Annotated in this window: 18 protein-coding genes; 8 read left to right on the forward strand and 10 right to left on the reverse strand. The window is 64.5% G+C overall.

Features of this window, described 5'->3' with window-relative positions:
• Positions 1 to 294: 294 nt before the first annotated feature.
• From FFS21_RS17240 to FFS21_RS17260, 5 genes are all read right to left on the reverse strand, one after another.
• Complete coding sequence (locus FFS21_RS17240) at positions 295 to 2,235, reverse strand: TRAP transporter large permease (RefSeq protein WP_137926003.1); 1,941 nt, start codon at positions 2,233 to 2,235, stop codon at positions 295 to 297.
• The gene (locus tag FFS21_RS17245) at positions 2,232 to 2,870 is read right to left on the reverse strand and encodes a TRAP transporter small permease subunit (RefSeq protein WP_137926004.1); all 639 of its coding nucleotides are present in this window, start codon (positions 2,868 to 2,870) and stop codon (positions 2,232 to 2,234) included. Before FFS21_RS17245 ends, FFS21_RS17240 begins: the two co-directional genes overlap by 4 nt.
• Before the next feature lie 30 nt (positions 2,871 to 2,900).
• Entirely contained in the window at positions 2,901 to 4,049 is a 1,149-nt protein-coding gene (locus FFS21_RS17250) for a TRAP transporter substrate-binding protein (protein ID WP_137926005.1), read from the reverse strand.
• Positions 4,050 to 4,330: 281 nt separating this feature from the next.
• Positions 4,331 to 5,026 (reverse strand): response regulator, encoded by a 696-nt coding sequence (locus FFS21_RS17255; RefSeq protein WP_137926006.1) that lies wholly within the window; start codon positions 5,024 to 5,026, stop codon positions 4,331 to 4,333.
• Positions 5,023 to 6,405 carry a cache domain-containing protein gene (locus tag FFS21_RS17260; RefSeq protein ID WP_137926007.1) on the reverse strand — a complete coding sequence of 461 codons (1,383 nt, stop codon included), beginning with the start codon at positions 6,403 to 6,405 and terminating at the stop codon, positions 5,023 to 5,025. The genes FFS21_RS17255 and FFS21_RS17260 overlap by 4 nt, the downstream gene beginning before the upstream one ends.
• Before the next feature lie 384 nt (positions 6,406 to 6,789).
• Here FFS21_RS17260 and FFS21_RS17265 point away from each other — a divergent pair, with 384 nt between their 5' ends.
• From FFS21_RS17265 to FFS21_RS17275, 3 genes are all read left to right on the forward strand, one after another.
• A complete protein-coding gene (locus tag FFS21_RS17265; protein ID WP_137926008.1) occupies positions 6,790 to 8,862 on the forward strand; it encodes a carbon starvation CstA family protein in 2,073 nt (690 codons plus the stop codon).
• 33 nt (positions 8,863 to 8,895) lie between these two features.
• Positions 8,896 to 9,090 carry a YbdD/YjiX family protein gene (locus tag FFS21_RS17270; protein ID WP_130391883.1) on the forward strand — a complete coding sequence of 65 codons (195 nt, stop codon included), beginning with the start codon at positions 8,896 to 8,898 and terminating at the stop codon, positions 9,088 to 9,090.
• 232 nt (positions 9,091 to 9,322) lie between these two features.
• Positions 9,323 to 9,763, forward strand: coding sequence for a hypothetical protein (locus tag FFS21_RS17275; protein ID WP_137926009.1), 441 nt, complete (start codon positions 9,323 to 9,325; stop codon positions 9,761 to 9,763).
• Positions 9,764 to 9,892: 129 nt separating this feature from the next.
• Here FFS21_RS17275 and FFS21_RS17280 read toward each other — a convergent pair whose 3' ends face one another.
• Complete coding sequence (locus tag FFS21_RS17280; protein ID WP_137926010.1) at positions 9,893 to 10,144, reverse strand: hypothetical protein; 252 nt, start codon at positions 10,142 to 10,144, stop codon at positions 9,893 to 9,895.
• A gap of 189 nt (positions 10,145 to 10,333) precedes the next feature.
• Between FFS21_RS17280 and FFS21_RS17285 the strand changes: the two genes are divergently transcribed.
• A complete protein-coding gene (locus tag FFS21_RS17285; RefSeq protein ID WP_137926011.1) occupies positions 10,334 to 11,260 on the forward strand; it encodes a LysR family transcriptional regulator in 927 nt (308 codons plus the stop codon).
• 84 nt (positions 11,261 to 11,344) lie between these two features.
• Here the strand turns inward: FFS21_RS17285 and FFS21_RS17290 are convergent, their stop codons facing one another.
• The 4 genes from FFS21_RS17290 to FFS21_RS17305 all read right to left on the reverse strand — a co-directional run bounded on the left by FFS21_RS17290 (position 11,345) and on the right by FFS21_RS17305 (position 16,992).
• On the reverse strand, positions 11,345 to 14,041 hold the full coding sequence (locus FFS21_RS17290) for a DNA topoisomerase III (protein WP_137926012.1): 2,697 nt from the start codon (positions 14,039 to 14,041) through the stop codon (positions 11,345 to 11,347).
• A 160-nt stretch (positions 14,042 to 14,201) separates the two neighbouring features.
• Positions 14,202 to 14,609, reverse strand: a complete 408-nt coding sequence (locus FFS21_RS17295; protein ID WP_137926013.1) for a thioredoxin family protein — start codon at positions 14,607 to 14,609, stop codon at positions 14,202 to 14,204.
• A 36-nt stretch (positions 14,610 to 14,645) separates the two neighbouring features.
• On the reverse strand, positions 14,646 to 15,773 hold the full coding sequence (gene dprA / locus FFS21_RS17300) for a DNA-processing protein DprA (protein WP_137926014.1): 1,128 nt from the start codon (positions 15,771 to 15,773) through the stop codon (positions 14,646 to 14,648).
• A gap of 43 nt (positions 15,774 to 15,816) precedes the next feature.
• The gene (locus FFS21_RS17305; RefSeq protein WP_137926015.1) at positions 15,817 to 16,992 is read right to left on the reverse strand and encodes a LysM peptidoglycan-binding domain-containing protein; all 1,176 of its coding nucleotides are present in this window, start codon (positions 16,990 to 16,992) and stop codon (positions 15,817 to 15,819) included.
• Between the two features lie 164 nt (positions 16,993 to 17,156).
• Between FFS21_RS17305 and def the strand changes: the two genes are divergently transcribed.
• The 4 genes from def to rsmB all read left to right on the forward strand — a co-directional run bounded on the left by def (position 17,157) and on the right by rsmB (position 21,283).
• On the forward strand, positions 17,157 to 17,663 hold the full coding sequence (gene def, locus FFS21_RS17310; RefSeq protein ID WP_137926016.1) for a peptide deformylase: 507 nt from the start codon (positions 17,157 to 17,159) through the stop codon (positions 17,661 to 17,663).
• Positions 17,664 to 17,769: 106 nt separating this feature from the next.
• A complete protein-coding gene (gene fmt, locus FFS21_RS17315; protein WP_137926017.1) occupies positions 17,770 to 18,771 on the forward strand; it encodes a methionyl-tRNA formyltransferase in 1,002 nt (333 codons plus the stop codon).
• 138 nt (positions 18,772 to 18,909) lie between these two features.
• Entirely contained in the window at positions 18,910 to 19,770 is an 861-nt protein-coding gene (gene htpX, locus FFS21_RS17320) for a zinc metalloprotease HtpX (protein ID WP_137926018.1), read from the forward strand.
• A gap of 139 nt (positions 19,771 to 19,909) precedes the next feature.
• Positions 19,910 to 21,283, forward strand: a complete 1,374-nt coding sequence (gene rsmB / locus FFS21_RS17325) for a 16S rRNA (cytosine(967)-C(5))-methyltransferase RsmB (RefSeq protein ID WP_137926019.1) — start codon at positions 19,910 to 19,912, stop codon at positions 21,281 to 21,283.
• The last annotated feature ends 1 nt before the right edge of the window (position 21,284 follow it).

A 21,284-nucleotide genomic window follows, 5' to 3' on the forward strand; every position in this document is an offset into this window, starting at 1 on the left:
AAGCCGACTGGTGAAAGCTGGTCGGCTTTTTTGTTGGTTGGCGCTCGCAAGTGCTGTGGGTTTGCTCCCCTCTCCCGCGTTGCGGGAGAGGGGCGGGGGAGAGGGCTAGGGGTGCAAGTTGCGACGCAGTCGGCAAGCAGAACCTCCGGCCCTCACCCCCAACCCCTCTCCCATTTCATGGGAGAGGGGAGCTAACCGACAGCGTTTCAAAAGCCCTTGGCTTGCTCCCCTCTCCCGCGTTGCGGGAGAGGGGCTGGGGGTGAGGGCGAGCGGGTCAACTGCCGATCAAGCAACTCACCGATACAAAACCTGCGGCAACCACAACCCAATCCCCGGAAAGATATACAGCAGCGCCAGCGCCACGATCTGGATGGCCATGAAGGGCAGCATGCCGGCGAAGATCTGGTTCAGCGTGACGTGGGGTGGCGCCACGCCCTTGAGGTAGAACGCGGCCATCGCCACGGGCGGAGAGAGGAACGCGGTCTGCAGGTTCAGTGCCACCAGCAAACCGAAGAACAGCGGGTCGATGCCGAAGTTGTCGAGCAGTGGAATGAAGATCGGCATGAAGATGATGATGATCTCCGTCCATTCCAGCGGCCAGCCGAGCAGGAAGATGATGATCTGCGCGAGGATCATGAACTGCACGGGCGACAGGTCCATCGACAGCACCCATTGTTCGACCAGTGCCTGCCCCCCCAGCAACGCGAACGCCGCCGAGAAAATCGACGAGCCGACGAACAGCCAGCAGACCATCGCACTGGTCTTCACCGTCAGGAACACCGAGTCACGCACCACGGTGTAGTTGAGCTGCCCATACGCGGCGGCCAGCAGCGCGCCGCCGAGCGAACCCACCGCTGCGGCCTCGGTAGGTGTGGCGAGGCCGAACACGATCGACCCAAGCACTGCGAGAATCATCACGGCCAGCGGAAAGAACGATGCCAGCAGCATCTTGAACACTTCGAGCCGCGCGAAGTTGAAGAACCAGTAGAAGACCGCGAGCACGGCAACGAGCACTGCCAGCGTGATCCAGAACCACATCGGCGCGGGCCGTGATCCGGCTTCGGCAATCTCCTGCGCAACAGGTGCGCTGGTCTGCGCAGCAGGTGCCGCATCCAATGGCGCAGCGGGCTTGGGCGTGACGCTCTCCGTCGTCGGTGGTGGCTGCAGGCTGTCGGTGCTGGTCGTGGCATCGGCGGGCGGCGCCTGCAGATCATCGAAGCCCGTCGATTCGGTGCTCTCCACCATGGCGCCCATTTCGGAAATGGCCGGTCCCTGCGCGGCACGCGGCGCCGTTACCACCGCATACATCAGGCTCATCATCAGCGCGACGAAGATCGCCGGCATCAGCACCACGCCAAGTTGGCGGACGATGTAGCCAGCCGGCACGCTGGCATTGCGACGCCCCTTCACGGCCATGAGCAGTGCAGGCAGCGCACGTTCGCTGAAGTGATCGCGCAACGTCGTAGCGAAACCCGACAGCGGAATCCGTCGTTCCTCTGCCGAGAGCGGGGGCGCCATCGATGGCTTCAGTTTGGCGATGATGACGGCGTAGAGAATGTAGAGTCCCGCGAGCATCAGCCCCGGAAAAAACGCGCCTGCATAAAGCTGTACGACCGATACGCCAGCCGTGGCGCCATAGACGATCAGCAGCACCGATGGTGGAATCAGAATGCCCAGGCATCCGCCTGCGGTCACCGCACCCGCCGATAGCTGCGTGCTGTAACCCGCGCGCAGCATCGCCGGAAACGCGAGCAGTCCCATCAGCGTCACCACTGCGCCCACGATACCAGTGGCCGTGGCAAACACCGCGCAAGTAATCAGCGTTGCCACCGCCAGCGAACCAGGCAGCCACGCCAGTGCCAGATGCAGGCTGCGGAACAGCTTCTCGATCAGGTTGGCGCGCTCCACGAGATAGCCCATGAACACGAACAACGGGATCGAGATCAGCACGTCGTTGGTCATCACGGCATAGGTCCGCTGCACCATCAGGTCCAGCGTCTGCGCCACCGCGATCTCGGGGTTCGCATGCCGATATGCGAGCCACGCGAACAACACGCCCATGCCCATCAGCGTGAATGCCGTGGGAAAGCCGAGCATGATCGCCACCACGATCAGCGCGAGCATCAGCAAGCCGAGATGACCGTTGGTCCAGTCGGCAGGCGAGGGCATGAAAAACGCCACCGCGCCGACGATCAGGATCATCAGCGACACGCCGAACCACAGTTCCTTTCTCATCGCACCGTCCCCTCGGTCCTGTTCCTGCGCGCGGCATCAGCGGTGGCGTCTGCGCTTGTCAGCACGCTGTCCTGTCCCACCATCTGCTTGAGTTTGTCGACGTCCACTTCTTCCACGTCATCCTCGCGCGTGGGCCAGTGTCCCTGCATCAGGCACAGCACGCAGCGCGCGGTCTCCGCCACGCCCTGCAGCAACAGCAACGCGCCCGCCACCGGAATCACGGCCTTGAACGGATAGATAGGCGGCCCGTCGGCGGCAATCGACGAATGCTCGTTCTGCGCGAGCGACACCTCGAAAAAATCCACGCCCGCCCAGGCCAGCGCGATCACGCCCGGAAAGAAGAACACCAGGTACAGCACCAGGTCGATGGTGGCCTGCGCACGGGGCGCGAGAAAGCCGTAGAGGATGTCGCCGCGCACGTGTCCACGCTTGGCCAGCGTGTATGCCCCACCCAGCATGAACAGGGCGCCATAGAGCATGTTGCTGGCGTCGAACACCCAGGCGTGCGGCGCGTCGAGCGCGTAGCGCGAGAAGACCTCGTAGCTGATCATCAGCGTCAACGCGATGATCAGCCACGCACCGGCCTGTCCCACGAACGTGCTGATGCGGTCGATGCCGAGCAGCAGTTTTTGCACAGGTGGCTCCGTCGGAGTACGGCTCGCGCGCTACGCCTTCTTTGCGCCGAAATAATGCTGGGAGGCCATGCGGTACTCGACATTGGTGTCGTTCTGCCAGCGCGTGGTGCGCTGTGCAAACGCCCGCATCGAATCGTTGACCTTCTTGAACATCGGATTCTCTTTCTCCTTGCGCGCCACGATCTCATCCCAGATCTTGAGCTGCGCCTGGAGCACGCTGTTCGGCGTGGCGTAGAACTTCACGCCCTGCTGCTGCAGCGCCAGGTAATCCTTTGAATAGCGATCGATCGCCTTGATCGACATCTCCGCGGAACTTGCGTCCACGGCATTGGCGATCAGCGCGCGCAGCTTGGGCGACAGCGCGTCGTACCGCTTCTTGTTGAACACGATCTCGAACTGCTCGGAGCACTGGTGGAAGCTGCGCAGCATGCAGACCTTCGACACATCCGGGAAACCCAGCGCGCGATCCGAACTCGCATTGTTGAACTCGGCGGCATCCAGCAGGCCGCGGTCCAGCGCCGGTACGATCTCCGCGCCCGGCAGCGCATTCACTGCGGCGCCGAGTCCCGTGAAGATATCGATCGACAAGCCCACGGTGCGGAACTTGAGTCCCTTGAAATCCTCGGGTTTCGTGATCGGCTTCTTGAACCAGCCGAGCGGCTGCGTGGGCATCGGGCCGTAGAGGAACGACACCACGTCGAGATTCAGGCTGCGGTAGATCTCTTCCTGCAGCTCCTTGCCGCCGCCGTACTTGTGCCAGGCCAGCAGCATGTTCGGGTCCATGCCATAGCCGGGGCCCGATCCCCACAGCGCCAGCGCCGAATTCTTGCCGTACCAGTAGGCAATCACGCCATGGCCACCGTCGAGCGTGCCCTTGCTGACCGCATCGATCAGGTCGAATGCCTTGACCACTGCGCCCGCCGGCAGCAACTCGATCTTGAGATCGCCGCCGGACATGTCGTTGACCTTCTTGACGAAGTCACCGGCGAACTCGTGGAAGATGTCCTTGGTTGGCCATGTGCTCTGCCACCGCATCGTCACCGGCCCCTGCGCCTTGACGATGGCTGGAAAGCCCATGGTTGCCGCGCCTGCGGCCGCCACTGTGGCGCCGCCAATGAATCCCCGCCGTGAAACCGTCTCCGCGGCACCGTCCGTGCCGTCCTTGCGCCTTGCTGCCATGACCGTCTCCCCTTGTGTGTTGAACGAACAACCACTGCACGGCTGTCCCTCCCTCCGCGCAGGCAGTGGCCAACGCGGAAAAGCGGGACGAAAAGGAACTGGAAGATTCAGTGCGAGGCCAGGACGCGTCGTATTTTTTCTGGAACCGGTACGGACTACGCAAACAAGTCTGGCAATGCAGACAAGCATCGGGCCTTGGGTTGAATTGATCTTAGGCAGTGCGGATCACGCGAACAATGTAGGGAATACCCGATTCAAACCCTGACGCGAACCCGTATTCGCTACGCAGACGGCTTGGTATCGCCGCCGTCACCCACTTGCTGCACCGCATACTTGACCAGCCCGGCGCGCCCTTCGATGGCCAGCTTGCGCTTGAGGTTGAGCCGGTGGGTCTCAACCGTGCGCACCGATACCCCGAGCTGCGCGGCGATTTCCTTGTTGGCCATTCCCTTGCCGATGCCCTGCAGGATGTCCCGCTCGCGCGGTGTCAGCGCATCGAGTGGGCTGACCGCATGCTCGGCCATGCCACGGGCGATGCGCGCGCTGTAGAACACGCGGCCCGCCAGCACGGCCTGGATGGCTGCCATCAGTTCGTCGGCGGGCGCATCCTTGAGTACGTAGCCGCGCGCACCGGCCCGGATCGCCTGTCGCACATATTCGAGGTTGTCGTGCATCGACACGATCAGCACCGCGAGTTCGGGATACCGGTCGTGCAACGCGCCGGCCAGTGCGATACCGCCCATGCCGCGCATCCCGATATCGGTAATCACGAGTTCTGGCAGGTTGCCCGGCGCGGCATTGGCCAGCCATGCCAGTGCGCCTTCGCCATCGTCGGCCTCGCCCACTACCTCCAGGTCGGGCTGCAGGGACAGGTGCATGCGCATGCCATCGCGCACCAGCGCGTGATCGTCGATCAGCAACACGCGGGCCGGCGCGCCGGAAGGAGGATGGAGGTCGTCTTCGTGCAGAACGGTCATGACAGCGATATTTCGGGAATGCGGGAGTTCACAGGCAGCGCGGCCACGAGCCGTGTGCCGGTGGGTGTCGATACCACGTCGAACTGGCCGCCCAGCGCCGCCATGCGTTCGCGCAGGTTGCGCAGGCCAATGCCACGCTGCGGATCGCGCTGCATGCGGGCCACATCGAAACCCGTGCCGTTGTCGCGCACGGTGAGCCGCGTGGCCGATGGCCCGAAGTCGAGCTGCACATCGACATGCGTGGCATGCGCATGGCGCTCGACATTGGTCAGCGCTTCCTGGGCGATGCGGAACAGCGCAGTCGCCTGCTCGTCGGTCAGCGTGCGCGGTGGCCCCGCCTGCGAGACCGCCACGGTCAGCGTGCTGCCCGCCTGCATCTCGCGCGCCAGATGCTCCAGCGCAGCGAACAGGCCCAGGTCATCGAGCAAGGCAGGGCGCAGGTTGCGCGCCACGCGTCGCACTTCATTGAAAGCGGAGTCCAGCCGGTCCAGCGCCATGCCGAGGATCGGCGCCACTGAAGCGCCTTCCGTCGGCGCGATCCGGATGCGATTGGTAGCGGCTTCGAGCACCAGCTTCACGGAGACCAGCAACTGGCTGATGCCATCGTGCAGCTCGCGCGACAGCCGCGCGCGCTCGTCTTCCTGCGACTGCACCACGCGCTGCGCCAGTTGACGCAGCTTGGCATCGGCCTCGCGGTGCTCGCTGATATTGAGTGCCAGGCCGCTGGCCGCCACCAGCAGGATGCTGATCCCCGCGATCACGCCGATCCACGCCATGGTCTCGCGGATATCGGTCTCCGCGCGCGCATCGAGCCTGCGCAGCGTCTGCTCCACATCGTCAAGGTAGATGCCAGTGCCAAGCATCCAGTTCCAGCCCGGCACAGCCACCACGTAGCCGAGCTTGGGCGCGAGCTGCTTCGACGATGGCTTCTGCCACATGTAGCGCACCGAGCCACCCCCTTCCTTGGCCGCCGCGATCAGCTTCTGGATCGTCAGCGCCCCTTCGGGGTCGCGCATCAGCCACAAATCCTGGCCAACCAGTTCGGGCTGGCGCGGATGCATCAGGTTGCGGCCCTGCAGGTCGTAGAGGAAGAAATAGCCATCGGGACCGTAGTCGAGCCGCGCCAGCGCCGCCATGGCCGCCTGCCGCGTGGCCATGTCGGTGCGACCCGATTCCACCATCGGCGCGATGGCGCTCTGCGCCAGGTCAACGTAGTGGCGCAGCTCGGTTTCCTTGCTCTGCAGATAGGCGGATTCCACCAGCGCACGCTCGTGGCGGGCAAGGGCAGTGGCCTGGAATTTGACGGCCAGCGCAATGCCCATCATCGCGACGGCGAGCGGCGCCACGGCGAGCAAAAGTATCTTTTGACGGAGTTTCATCTGTACCGGGGGTAAACACCGATGACGGGGAGGCCGCTTGACTTCGTCGGCATACGTACTACTACGCATGCTTGTTGCGTAGTTTCGCGCTTGTGCCGACATGGGCGGGTGTCAATACTACACGCCGGTTCGCGCCCGGGCATGGCCCCGGCACAAATCGACGCAGTAGGTGCACCGCGGCCCTGGCTTTTATCGCTGGTCCGGGATGCACTGCCTGCCTGCACGATCAGATCCGGGACCAGACGAGTACAGACCGGGCGCCGCAGACATCGAGGAGACCCGCTTTCCGCGCGATTGTCAGCGTCCGCTATCCGGCACCGCCCCCTCTACCCGATTTTTCTGTCGACGCAGGTACTTTCAGCCGGTCTGAGGAGACCCTTCAACATGAATCGCATCGGACAACACCTGTTGTGGCTGGCCGTCGCCGTACTCGGCGCATTTGCCTTCGCCACCGTCGCGCTGTCGCGCGGTGAAGCCGTCAGCGCACTGTGGATCGTGGTTGCCGCGCTCTGCATCTACCTGATCGCCTATCGCTACTACAGCAAGTTCATCGCCGAAAAGGTGATGCAGCTCGACCCCAAACGCATGACGCCCGCGTGGCGGCACAACGACGGCCTGGACTACGTGCCGACCAACAAGGCGGTGCTGTTCGGCCACCACTTCGCCGCGATTGCCGGTGCCGGACCGCTCGTCGGTCCCGTGCTGGCCGCGCAGATGGGCTACCTGCCCGGCATGCTGTGGCTGCTGGCCGGCGTGGTGTTTGCCGGTGCGGTACAGGACTTCATGGTCCTGTTCATCTCCACGCGCCGCGATGGCCGCAGCCTGGGCGACCTGGTCAAGTCGGAGATGGGCACCATCCCCGGCATGATCGCGCTGTTCGGCTGCTTCATGATCATGATCATCATCCTGGCGGTGCTGGCGCTGATCGTGGTGAAGGCACTGGCCGATTCCCCGTGGGGCACGTTCACCGTGGCGGTGACGATTCCCATCGCCATCTTCATGGGTATCTACACGCGCTATATCCGCCCGGGCCGTATCGGCGAGGTGTCGGTGATTGGCTTCGTGCTGCTGATGCTTGCCATCATCGGTGGCCAGTACGTGCATGAAAGCGCCACGCTCGCGCCGCTGTTCACGTACGACGGCAAGGCCCTGACGTGGATGCTGATCGGCTACGGCTTCGTGGCCGCCGTGCTGCCCGTGTGGCTGCTGCTGGCGCCGCGCGATTATCTCTCCACGTTCCTGAAGATCGGCACGATCATCGCGCTGGCCATCGGTATCCTGATCGTCGCGCCCGAACTGAAGATGCCGGCGCTGACGCAGTTTGCGGCAGGCGGCGGTCCGGTGTGGTCGGGCAACCTGTTCCCGTTCCTCTTCATCACCATCGCGTGCGGCGCCGTGTCGGGCTTCCATGCGCTGATCTCGTCGGGCACCACGCCCAAGCTGCTGGAGAACGAATCGCACGCGCGCTTCATCGGCTACGGCGCGATGCTGGCCGAGTCGTTCGTCGCCATCATGGCCCTGGTTGCCGCCTCGGTGATCGAGCCCGGCGTGTACTTCGCGATGAACAGCCCGGCGGCCGTGATCGGCACCTCGCCGGAAGCCGTGGCTGCCACGGTATCCACTTGGGGCTTCGTCATCACGCCTGACGTGCTGATCCAGACTGCCAAGGACGTTGGCGAGAACACGATCATTTCGCGCGCCGGTGGCGCTCCGACGCTGGCCGTGGGTATCGCACACATCCTGCACCAGGTGGTGGGCGGCCAGGCCATGATGGCCTTCTGGTACCACTTCGCCATCCTGTTCGAAGCCCTGTTCATCCTGACCGCTGTCGACGCAGGCACCCGTGCCGGCCGCTTCATGCTGCAGGATCTGCTGGGCAGCTTTGTGCCGGCCCTCAAGAAGACCGAGTCGCTGACCGCCAACCTGATCGCCACCGGATTGACCGTGGCGGCCTGGGGCTACTTCCTGTACCAGGGCGTGGTCGATCCGCTGGGCGGCATCAACACGCTGTGGCCGCTGTTCGGCATCTCCAACCAGATGCTGGCTGCCGTGGCGCTGGTGCTGGGTACGTGCGTGCTGGTCAAGATGAAGCGCGGCCAGTACGCCTGGGTCACGCTGGTGCCCACCTGCTGGCTGCTGATCTGCACGCTGACCGCGGGCTGGCAGAAGCTGTTCCACTCGGACCCCAAGGTCAGCTTCCTGACCCACGCCGAGAAGTTCAGCGCCGCCATTGCCGAAGGCAAGGTGCTGGCCCCGGCCAAGTCGATGGAGCAGATGCACCGCATCGTTTTCAACGACTATCTGGACGCCGGCCTGTGCGCGCTGTTCATGTTCGTGGTGCTGTCGATCGTGTTCTACGGTTTCAAGACCGCGATGCAGGCACGCGGTATCACGAAGCGCACGGACAGCGAGACGCCGTTCGAACCGCTGCCGGCCCAGGCATCGGTGCAGTCCTGATCACTGGCTATCTGAATTGAGGAGGCCGCCATCATGCTCGAACAGATCGGAACCATGGGACGTTACCTGGGACAGTCGTTGCGGCTGATGGTTGGCCTGCCCGACTACCAGACCTACGTGGCCCACATGGAAGCCACCCACCCCGACCGCGCACCCATGACGTACGAGGAATTCTTTCGCGAACGCCAGGAAGCACGGTACGGCGGCGGCCAGGGCAAGTGCTGCTGAACCATCGCAGCCCGGCAGTACGGAAAACGGCTCCTTCATGGAGCCGCTTTTCATGGGAAGGCCGCTTGCCCATTTGTGACGGCAAATTGCACGATGTGGCGCCAGAACATCAGTTTTTAACGCGCCGATACCGTTTCTCCGGCGGGTTACAGGGCTTCACATCTAGTTACAGCAAGGGCAGGGCTCCTTCTCTACACTCCGTTCCCAGATACAACAATTAAAGGAAATTCGAATGTCTCGCCATCTCCGCACCCTGACTCTGGCCCTTGCTCTCTCGGCAGCAGCCCTGCCGGCGTTTGCAGGCGGTGATTTGAACAATGCCCTCGGCGGTGGCCTGGGTGGCGTGGCAGGTGCCGCAGTCGGCGGCGCGCTCGGTGGCAGCACCGGCGCCGTGCTCGGCGGTGCCGTAGGCGGCGGCGCAGGTGGTGCACTGACCTCGAACCGCCGCGAACGCACGGGCGCCATCATCGGCGGCGCCCTGGGCGGCGGCGCAGGCACCGCAGCCGGCAACGCCATGGGCGGCCGCACCGGCGGCCTGGTCGGCGCCGGCCTGGGTGGTGCAGCAGGTGCCGCACTGGGTGGCAATGTCTCGCGCAGCAACTCGTACGACGATGACCGCCGCTACTACAAGCGCAGCAAGCACAAGAAGCATCATCGCCATTACCACGACTGATAGGTTGTGAGGTGGAACAAAAAATGGGCCCTTGAAGCCCATTTTTTGTTTGGGTCTATCATCCGCGATCCCCAAAACAAAAAAGCCCGTACCAACCAGGTACGGGCTTTTTGCGATGTGCGGGAAAGCTTACAGCTTGGCGCCGTCCGTGAACACGTCGAACGGGGCCTTGGCGCCGTCGGTGTACGGGTCGAACTTGCCAATCTTAGCGCCGTCCGTGAAGGTATCGAACTTGCCCATCTTGGCACCGTCCGTGTACGGGTCGAACTTCGTGGCCTTGGCGCCATCGGTGTAGGGATCGAACTTGCCGGCCTTGGCGAAGGCGGGGGCGGCGGACAGGGCTGCGGTCAGGGCAACAATCAGGGCAATTTGGCGCTTCATGACGATCTCTTCACTTTCATGCGGATGCCGGCTGAGTCGGGAGTTTGCTGCGTTGCGGCATCGAGTGACTCGATATTAGGCATTTCCCTGATATGCATAAATAGCTCGATCCACAATGATTGATTGTGGTTTCAACAATAAATTACCCTCCATAGGGAAAAATTCAGGCAGCAGCCAGGGGAATATGTCATGGATCGACTGCAATCGATGCGCGTGTTCGCCAAGGTGGTCGAACTGGGCAGCTTTGCCCGTGCGGCGCAGCAACTCGAAATGTCGAACGCCGTGGTCACCCGCTACGTCGCCGATCTGGAAAGCCATCTTGGTACGCGGTTGCTGAACCGCACCACGCGCAGCCTCTCGCTGACCGATGCCGGCGAAACCTATCTCCAGCGCTGCGCGCAGATTCTTGAAGACGTGGAGGAAGCGGAGTCGATCGTTACGGCGCGCAGCCAGTCTTTATCAGGCACGCTGCGGCTGATCACGCCTGTCATGTTCGGTTTGCACCTTTTACCGCAAACCCTGGAACGGTTTCATCGCATCTATCCCGATATCGTCTTCGACGTGCAACTGTCCGACCGGATGGTCGATATCGTCGAGGAAGGGCGCGACGTGGGGGTCATGCTGTCGGACCTGGGCCTCGGCTCGCACCTTGTGGCACGCCCCCTGATTTCGGCCGAGATCGTGCTCTGCGCATCGCCGGGATACCTGCGCGACCATCCGCCGCTGCGTACCGCCCACGATCTGACCAGCCACCGCGCCATCGCGATGCGGTTGCCAACTGCCGAGCACGAATGGACGCTGTCCGGCCCCGAGGGCGAAGTCACGGTGCCCATCCGTCCGGGATTGCTGTGCAGCAATGCGGAACTCGCGCATCAGGCTGCGCTGGCCGACATGGGCATCGCCATGCTGTCGTCCTACCTCGCACGTCCGAATATCGAGGCGGGGCGCCTGATGCACGTCCTGCCGCAATACCAGCTGCCGCGCCGCGACGTCAGCGTGGTGTACCCGAGCCGGAAATTCCTGCCCACCAAGGTACGCGCCTTCATCGACTTCCTGCTCGAGGAAGGCAAACAGCGGGGCGGCGAGACGGTTGCCAAGGCGCACAGCCAAAGCTGAAACCTGTGGCAGCAAGAGCACCAAGCAAAACGGCGAGGTTTTCACCTCGCCGTTTTGTTTGCCGTCACCGGGAATGGTGAGCGGTTACTCTTCCGCGTCAGCCGTCTGCTTGGCCGTAGCACGCGGCTTCTTGGCTGCCGGTGTCTTGGCGGCTGCAGTCTTCGTCGCCGCCTTCTTGGCCGGCGCCTTCTTCGCAGCTACCTTCTTGGCCGGTGCCTTCTTTGCCGCAGCGGTCTTGGCTGGCGCCGCTTCCGCATCATCATCCTTGGCGGCCGTCTTGGCTGCAGGCTTCGCGCCGGCCTTGCCGGCCTTCGGCTCGCGCGCCTCGAACTCGAAGCCGATCTTGCCGTCAGGCTGCTTGACCAGGAACGCCTTGAAATTGCGTCCTGTCCGAGACGACTTGAAGCCGGTCAGCAGATCCGTCTTGCCGGCCGACAGCAGCTTGCCGATCTGCTCTGGCGACACTTCCTGCTGCAGGATGATCTTGCCGGTCGTGAAATCGCAGGACTTTTCCGGACCCACGGCGTTCTCGCACACGTACTTCATGCCGTGCTCATACACCGAGCCATTGCACTTCGGGCAGTGGCCCAGCGCCGTCTGCTCACTGAAATCCACCGGCTCGCCGTCGCCATCATCGTCGTTCTGGCCGAAGTCGAACTCCATCTTCCAATGGCCTTCGTCGTCGTGGGCGAGCTTCAGGATGGCGGCAAACGGACGTCCCATCTTGCTGCGGAAGCCCTGCAGCGGACCGATTTCCTTCTTCAGCAGCAGTTCCTCAACCTCGTTGATCTCGAACTGGCGACCACCCGGGATCTTGCTGATCGAGAAATCGCAGGCCGTGCAGGCAAACCGGCGATAGTTCTCCTTGACCTGCCCCGCGCATTGCGGACATGGCGTGTCCAGCGTGGCGTAGTCTCCGGGAATCGTGTCGCTGTCGTATTCCTTGGCGCGCTTCACGATCTGCTGCGTCATCTGCGCGATCTCGCGCATGAACTCGTCCCGCTTGAGCCGGCCGCGCTCGATCTGCGACAGCTTGTGCTCCCACTCGCCTGTCAGCTCGGCCTGCGTCAGTTCCTGCACGCCCAACCCGCGCAGCAGCGTCATCAGCTGGAACGCCTTGGCCGTAGGGATCAGTTCACGCCCCTCGCGCACCAGGTACTTCTCGGTCAGCAGCCCTTCGATGATGGCCGCGCGCGTAGCTGGCGTACCCAGGCCCTTGCCGGCCATCGCCTCGCGCAGCGCGTCGTCGTCGACGAGCTTGCCAGCACCTTCCATGGCCGAGAGCAGCGTGGCTTCGTTGTAGCGAGCCGGCGGCCGCGTGGTCAGGCCCACCGCATCGACCTTGTCGGTCTTGACCTTCTCGCCTTTCTGCACGGGCACCAGGTTGGCGTCCTTGTCGTCCTTGCCCTGCGCCTCGCGGCCGTAGATCACGAGCCAGCCCGGATTGACCAGCACCTTGCCTTCGGTCTTGAAGTGGTGTCCGGCAACCTCGGTAATGCGCGTGGTCACCTGGAACTCGGCCACCGGGAAGAACACGGCCAGGAAGCGGCGCACGACCAGGTCGTACAGCTTCTGCTCGGGCTCGGACAGGTTCTTGGGTGCCTGCAGCGTCGGGATGATAGCGAAGTGATCGCTGATCTTGCTGTTGTCGAAGATCTTCTTGTTCGGCTTCACCCAGCCGCTCGACAGGATCTTCTTGGCGTGCGGCAGGTAGTTCGGCGAGCTGTCGGCCAGCATGTCCATGGTCTGCTTGACCGTGTCCAGGTAGTCCTCCGGCAGCGCGCGCGCATCGGTACGCGGGTAGGTCAGCACCTTGTGCTTCTCGTACAGCGCCTGGGCCAGACCCAGCGTGTTCTTGGCCGAGAACCCGAAGCGGGAGTTGGCCTCGCGCTGCAGGGTGGTCAGGTCGAACAGTGCCGGCGACTGCTGCGTGGACGGCTTCGACTCCTCGCTGACCGTGCCCGGCTTGTCGCGGCACGCGGCCACGATGCTCTTGGCTTCGGCCTCGCTCCACAGGCGCGACTCGCGCGCCTCGGGATCGAATTCGTTCTTCTTGAACTTGGGATCGAACCAGCGGCCTTCATAGAGGCCAGCCGCCGCGATGAACTCGGCGCGCACTTCCCAGTAATCGCGCGGCACGAAGTGTTTGATCTTCTCTTCGCGCTCCACGACGATCGACAGCGTCGGCGTCTGCACCCGGCCCACGGTGGTCAGGAAGAAGCCGCCGCCCTTGCTGTTGAACGCGGTCATCGCACGCGTGCCGTTGATGCCCACGAGCCAGTCGGCTTCGGAGCGGCAGCGCGCGGCATCGGCCAGCGGCAGCATTTCCTCGTCGGCACGCAGCGCGGCAAAGCCGTCGCGGATTGCCTGCGGGGTCATCGACTGCAGCCACAGCCGGCTCACCGGCTGCTTGGCCTTGGCCTGCTGCGCGATCAGGCGGAAGATCAGTTCCCCTTCGCGCCCCGCGTCGCATGCGTTGACCAGCGCGGTCACATCCTTGCGCTTGATCAGGCGGTTCAGCACCTTGAGGCGCGACTCGGTCTTGGCGATGGGCCGCAAATCGAAATGCGGTGGAATCACGGGCAGGTTGGCGAAGCTCCACTTGCCCCGTTTGACTTCGTAATCGTCGGGTGCCGCGATCTCCACGAGATGGCCCACGGCCGAGGACAACACGTAGTTGTCGCTCTCGAAGTATTCGTCGTGCTTGGTAAAGCCCCCGAGGGCGCGCGCGATATCGGCGGCAACCGATGGCTTTTCCGCGATGATGAGGGCTTTAGACATTCAACGGGTCCTTGTGACGCGGCGCCCCAAAATGAGCAGCCTGCGCCTCTTGAAATTCACGGCAAACTATGTAAACAGCACGCCTGGGCTTTGAGGCGCCAATAATAAGCGCGGTTTCGACGGGCTTGCAAGCCACTGCCGTCACCACACCGAGCGCGCGTCAGCTATCCCGGGCATCCAGGCCAAGTAGCCACGGCAGCACTTGAGGAATCTCCGATGCTGCCGCAGGCATGGCGGCGCCTTTTATCAGCATCCGCTCCAGCACGTCGAGGTGGGGCAGCACCGTTCCGTAGAAATGTGGCGCGCCGCCTGCGATGGGCTGAATCAATACAGTAGGAAAGTTTTCGATGTCGATGTCCTCACCGAGGTAGTCGGAGTGGGTTTCGACGTCGATCCACACAAAACAATCGTTCGGATAACGCTCGGCCAGCGCGGCAAACCCAGCCACATACTGCTTGCAGGTGCCGCACCAGTCGGCACACAGGCAGGCCACGAGCCGTCCGGCGGGACGGTTGGCCAAGGCCCGGCTGACGGCGCCAGGGTCCTGCTCGGGGTAGTAAACGGCCATTGCAAGCGAAGTATGAGGCGAACGCGATACCGCGGATCATGCCAGACGCCGGAAGCGATTGCCCGGCAGCCGTTCCGCCGCCCCGGCCAACTCAAGCTGCAAAAGGGCCGCAGACGCCGCTTCCGCCACCATCCCCGCCCGTTCGCACAAGGCGTCGAAGCTGACAGGATCATAGGACAGGGCGCCACCGAACACGTCCCCCGTCATGGTGCCAGCCTCGCGAGAAACGGCGACAGCCGCCTGCCCCGCCACCCGCTGCGGCGTACCCAGATCAGCAAATTCCTCAAAAACATCTTCCGGGGATTCCACCAGCTTCGCCCCCTGACGAATCAGCTTGTGACAACCGCGCGAGAGCTCCGCGTGGATCGAGCCGGGAATGGCAAAGACCTCCCGGCCAATCTCGGATGCCAGCCGCGCCGTGATCAGCGATCCCGACCGCTCGGCAGCCTCCACCACCAGCACGCCGCGCGCCAGCGCGGCGATGATTCGGTTGCGCCGCGGAAAGTGATTCGCCCGGCCCGGCGTACCCAGCGGAAACTCGCTGACAATCGCCCCGCCTGCGTCCACGATGCGGTGCGCCAGCCCATGGTGTCGCGCCGGATAGACGATATCGACACCGGTGCCGACCACAGCCACGGTGTTGCCCGGCCCCTCGATCGCTGCCGCGTGCGCTGCGGCGTCGATCCCCAGCGCCAGCCCCGACACCACGGTCAGCCCCTTCTCGGAAAACGCCTGCGCGAACAACTGTGCATTGCGCTCGCCCTGAGCCGTGGCGTGCCGCGCGCCGACAATACCCAGCGACGGCGCCTGCAGCCGCGCTGCATTGCCATTGATATAGAGCACCAGCGGCGGATCGGCCAGATCGAGCAGGCGCGCGGGATAGCCGGCATCGGCCATGGTCACGACGGCATGGTCCGGCGCGTCAAGCCATCGGCATATCCGGTCGATGCGTGCGGCCATGGCTTCGTCGGGCCGCGCCACCAGCGCCCGGACGGCCGCGGGTTCGGCCACTTCGCCCAGTCGTGCAGGCTCCTGGGACAGCACGGCTTCCGGCAAGCCGAATGCGGCCAGCAGGTTGCGAGCGGTGCGGGCCGAAACGCCGGGGGTGGTGGTCAGGCGGACCCAGGCGGCAACTTCAGTGGGATTGCGAGTCGATACGGTCATCGGGAAGCGCAGCGGGACGGCGCCTCGGCGCCGCCCCCACTGGTCACTGCGGCGTCTTGGCGAGGTCGCCGACCTTCATCACGTTGGTGGCGTCTGTCACCAGCGCGTAGGCGATGCCCGGGAACACACGGTAGACATAGGCCAGTCCGTACCGGTCGTCGGGCAGCGTGATCGTGCGATTGCCGTCGGTGGCATCCTTGACCTGGCCGCCCGTGCGGGACAGCGCCAGCACATGGCCCGGCTCCAGCCCGGCGTTGGTGCCCAGGTTAAGCACCACCACCTGCTTGGCGCCACCGTACTCGACGCCGCCATAGACCGCCGCGATGCGGGCTTCGATATTGGTGTCCGGCGCGTGCGGGACGTATCTCACCAGCTCACGCGCGGGTTGCGGCAACAGCAGCGAGCCCGCTCCCATTTCCTGCGGCGACTGGGTGACCTGCACCGTCGCCACGGCATCGGGACCCTCCGGGCCGCGCGTCAGGCGCACATTGCCCTGGTACTGGGCCTCGTAGCCGAGCACGGCCTGCGTGATCGGATCGTAGACGGGCTGGGCCGGCTTGAATGCCTGCCAGTCGCTGCCTACGGAGTCCGTCGGCGCGATGCCGCGCACGTAGCCGGTGTCGCCACGGCCCATGTACACGCGGGCATCCGTCAGGGCCACGATGCGGGCCGACGTGGCCACCGTCTGCTGGTCCACCACGAGGGGACGCTTCAGGAACGGTTCGATATCGGAAGAGGGAATGCTGGGGATGGCGTTGTTGCTATCGCCCTCGCCCCGCACGCGCGGCGACAGGCAGATATCGCCACCGCTCGCGCCGCCTGGTGCGGTGGTGGACAGATAGGCGCGGCCATCGCGCTGGACCAGGTACAGGATCTGGCCCGGATAGATCAGGTGCGGATTGCCGATCTGCTGCCGGTTCATGCCCCACAGCGCCGGCCAGCGCCATGGCTGACGCAGGTACTTGCCCGAGATCCCCCACAGGGTGTCGCCCGAGCGCACCGTGTACTGCCCGGGGGCATCGGTAGCGAGTTCCGAAATTGGGATACCCTGCTGGGCGGTGATGTCCGCCTCGGCGCGCTGCGCTGGGGAGATGGCAAGCTCAGCAGCCTGGACAGCCGCTGCCGCCCCTGCTGTGACGCATGCAGCACTCAGCATGGCGAGGGTGAACGCGTGCAGCCTGCGGCCCGACGCCGCCTGTTGTTTGGTAATATCGCGCATTTTCCTGAACCGGTCGGGAGACCAACCGGATTGACCCTAGGTAGAGCGTGCCTGCTGCGGCGCGCCTTGAATTTTTGTACTAGCGCCCCGATTCTGCATGTAAACACCGCACGCCGCAACGCTGGCCGGGCAGTGGACAGCACCCGGCGTTGCGCTCCAGCATCATGGCCAAACTCGATATCCTCACCTATCCCGATCCTCGCCTGCACAAGGTGGCAACGCCCGTGGCGGTGGTGGACGACCGCATCCGCCAGCTCGTCGCCGACATGGCAGAAACCATGTACGAAGCCCCCGGCATCGGCCTGGCGGCCACCCAGGTGGACGTCCACGAGCGCGTGATCGTGATCGACGTATCCGAGTCGCGCGATGGGCTGATGGTGTTCATCAACCCCGAGATCGTCTGGGCCAGCGACAACCGCAAGGTGTGGGAAGAGGGCTGCCTCTCCGTGCCCGAGGTCTACGACCGCGTGGAGCGCCCGGACCGCGTCAAGGTGCGTGCGCTCAACGAGCGCGGCGAGACCTGGGAAATCGACGCCGACGATCTGCTGGCCGTATGTATACAGCACGAGATCGACCACCTCGATGGCAAGGTATTCGTCGAATATCTGTCGCCGCTCAAGGTCAACCGGATCAAGAGCAAGCTCCAGAAACGCGTGCGCTCGCGGATGTAACAGTGGGGCCGCACGCGTGCGGCCTCTGCTATCGTTACACGATCCGAATCCCGATCACGTACCGGCCGCTATGCGGCCGGTGTCGTTTTGACTCCGTATTGTTGCCATGACCCAAGTCCAGCCACTGCGCGTCGCGTTTGCCGGCACGCCCGAATTCGCGCGTGTCGCCCTGGAAGCCATCCACGCTGCCGGGTTTCCGGTGGTGGCCGTGCTGACCCAGCCCGACCGTCCCGCCGGCCGCGGCATGCAACTGCAGGCCAGCCCGGTCAAGCAGTTTGCCGTGGAAACGGGATTCGGCCCCGTGCTGCAACCCCGCTCGCTACGCCGCCACGGCAAGTACCCCGAAGAGGCCGGGGCCGCCGTGGACACGCTCGCGCAGATTGCGCCCGATGTGATGGTGGTGGCCGCGTATGGCCTGATCCTGCCGAAGGAAGTCCTGGAACTGCCGCGCCTGGGCTGCCTGAATATCCACGGCTCGCTGCTGCCACGCTGGCGCGGCGCGGCACCCATCCATCGCGCGATCGAGGCCGGGGACGCCGAGACGGGCATCACGCTGATGCAGATGGACGAGGGCCTGGATACCGGTGACATGCTCACGCGCGAAGCCGTGGCCATCGGTCAGCAGGACACCACGGGCAGCCTGCATGACACGCTGGCCGAAATGGGGGGCCGGATGATCGTCGATGCGTTGCGCCAGCTCGCTGCCGGCCAGCCGCTGACCGCCACGCCGCAGCCCGAAGCCGGCGTGACGTATGCCGAGAAGATCGCCAAGGAAGAGGCACCGCTCGATCTCACACGCCCGGCGGCGCAGTTGGCGAACCAGGTGCGCGCATTCAATCCGTTCCCGGGCGCCACGATCCAGGTGGGCGACACCGTCATCAAGTGCTGGCAGGTCCTGCCGCTGGCCGCGCCGGCAGGGCAGTCCCAGCCGCCGGGCACCGTGCTGGCTGCCGACGCCGCCGGCGTGATCATCGCGTGCGGCGACGGAAGTGCGTTGCAGGTGACCGAGTTGCAGAAGCCGGGCGGTCGGCGCCAGCCCGCGCAGCAGTTCCTGCAAGGCATGCCGCTGCCCGCCGGCACGCGCTGCCTGGTGCCGGGTGCGGCCTGAGCGCCTGACATGCCACATGCCGCGCCTGAAACCCTGCGAACGACATTGAATTTCTGGAGTCCTGGCCCTATCTAACCGTCATCGCGTCCGCAGGGGCGGGTACGCGTACTGGACGATTTGGATCTGGAGACCAAAGCCATGTTCAACTGGGTCAAGACCTTCATGCTGATGGCAGCGATCACCGCGCTGTTCATCGTCATCGGCGGCATGATCGGTGGCCGTAGCGGCATGATGTTCGCGCTGCTGATAGCACTCGGGATGAATTTCTTTTCCTACTGGTTCTCGGACAAGATGGTGCTGCGCATGTACAACGCGCAGGAAGTGGACGCCAGCACCGCGCCGCAGTTCTACAACATGGTGCAGGACCTGGCCCAGCGCGCCGGCCTGCCCATGCCGCGCGTGTATTTGATCAACGAGGACGCGCCGAACGCGTTTGCCACGGGCCGCAATCCCGAGCACGCTGCCGTGGCGGCCACCACCGGCATCCTGCGCGTACTGTCCGACCGCGAATTGCGCGGCGTGATGGCGCACGAACTGGCGCATGTACGCCACCGTGACATCCTGACTTCGACGATCGCCGCGACGATGGCCGGTGCCATTTCGGCGCTGGCCAACATGGCGATGTTCTTCGGCGGGCGCGACCAGAACGGCAACCGTACCAACCCCATCGCGGGCATCGCGGTGGCCCTGCTGGCGCCGCTGGCCGCATCGCTGATCCAGATGGCGATTTCGCGCGCCCGCGAGTTCGAGGCAGACCGGGGCGGTGCCGAGATCAGTGGCGATCCGCAGGCGCTGGCCAGCGCGCTGGACAAGATCCATCGCTATGCACAGGGCATTCCGTTCCAGGCAGCGGAGGAACACCCCGCCACCGCGCAGATGATGATCATGAACCCGCTGTCCGGTGGCGGCATCGCCAATCTCTTCTCGACCCACCCGGCCACGGAAGAGCGCATTGCGCGCCTGATGCACATGGCGCAGACGGGCACGTACCCCGCCTGATCGACGGGTTTGCCGGTCTATCCGGCGACAACGGGTAAACTGCCCGCTGGGTTCCCTCAGGGACCGGCGGGCATTTTTGTATCCGCCGATCTTCTCACGTCGTTTTTTCACCGCTTTTCGGTCTTTTCGGTATTTCCCCATGCGCCTGCAACACGATTCCCTTGCCTTCCAGATGCTCGGTGCCGCCGCGGCTGTTCGCGGCGTACACGAAGGCACGGCCTTGCCGCAGGCCATCGAGGATGTTGCCACGCACTTGCGGCTGGACCGCGTGCGCGACGCCGCCACACGCGGCGCCATCCAGGACCTGGCCTATCGGTCGGTGCGCCAGTTCGGCACCACGCGCGCACTTGTCACGCAACTGGTGACGCGGCCGCCCGGCGCGCTGGTCGACTCCCTGTTGGCCGTGGCGCTGGCGCTGCTGCTTGAAGGTGAGGACGGTGACGGCACCAAGGTGGGCCGGGGCGGCTATTCGTCGTTCACGGTGGTGGACCAGGCCGTGAGCGCTGCGGCATCCGAACCCAAGACTGCGCATGCGCGCGGCCTGGTCAACGCCGTGCTGCGCCGATTCCTGCGCGAGCAGAAACTGCTGCTGGCCGCCGCCCTCAAGGACGATGAAGCGCGCTGGAACCTGCCGCACTGGTGGCTGAAGATGCTGCGCCAGGCTTACCCCGATCAATGGAGCACATTGGCCGACACCGTCAACGCGCGGCCCCCGATGACGTTGCGCGTCAACACGCGCCGTATTTCGGTGAAGGACTATCTGCAAGCACTGGCCAACGCGGGCATGGCCGGCACCGCCGTGGGCGACCAGGCCGTGCGCCTGGTGCGTGCGTTTCCGGTATCGCAGATTCCCGGCTTTGCCGAGGGCGACGTTTCGGTGCAGGATGCCGGCGCGCAACTGGCGGCTCCGCTGTGCGAAGTCGCCGACGGCATGCGCGTGCTCGACGCCTGCGCGGCACCGGGCGGCAAGACGGGCCATCTGCTCGAACTGGCCGATATCCACGTGACCGCCGTGGAAAGCGATGCACAGCGCGCCGCGCGCATCCACGACAACCTCGCTCGCCTGGAGCAGCGTGCCGAGGTCATCGTCGGCGATGCCAGCCGCCCAAAGGACTGGTGGGACGGGCAGCAGTTCGACCGCATCCTGGCCGATGTACCATGCTCCGCATCGGGCATCGTGCGCCGCCATCCGGACATCCGCTGGCTGCGCCGCGAGACCGATATCGCCAAGCTGATGACCGAGCAGCGTCGCATCGTCTCGCAGCTCTGGCCGCTGCTGAAACCGGGCGGCATCCTCGTATATGTCACCTGTTCTATTTTCCCAACGGAAGGCGAAGAGCAGGCGCGCTGGTTTGGTGCGCAGCTGCCAGATGCGATACGATTGCAGGCGCCGGGCCAGCTCCTGCCCGGTATCGAGGCGCCTGAAACGGCTGGCAGCGACATCGCCGGCAAGGCAAGCCTGCCGTCGGATCACGATGGCTTCTACTACGCCCGCTTCCAGAAACGCGCCTGAT

The sequence above is a fragment of the Cupriavidus sp. 2SB genome (assembly GCF_005503625.1).
Lineage (GTDB): Bacteria > Pseudomonadota > Gammaproteobacteria > Burkholderiales > Burkholderiaceae > Cupriavidus.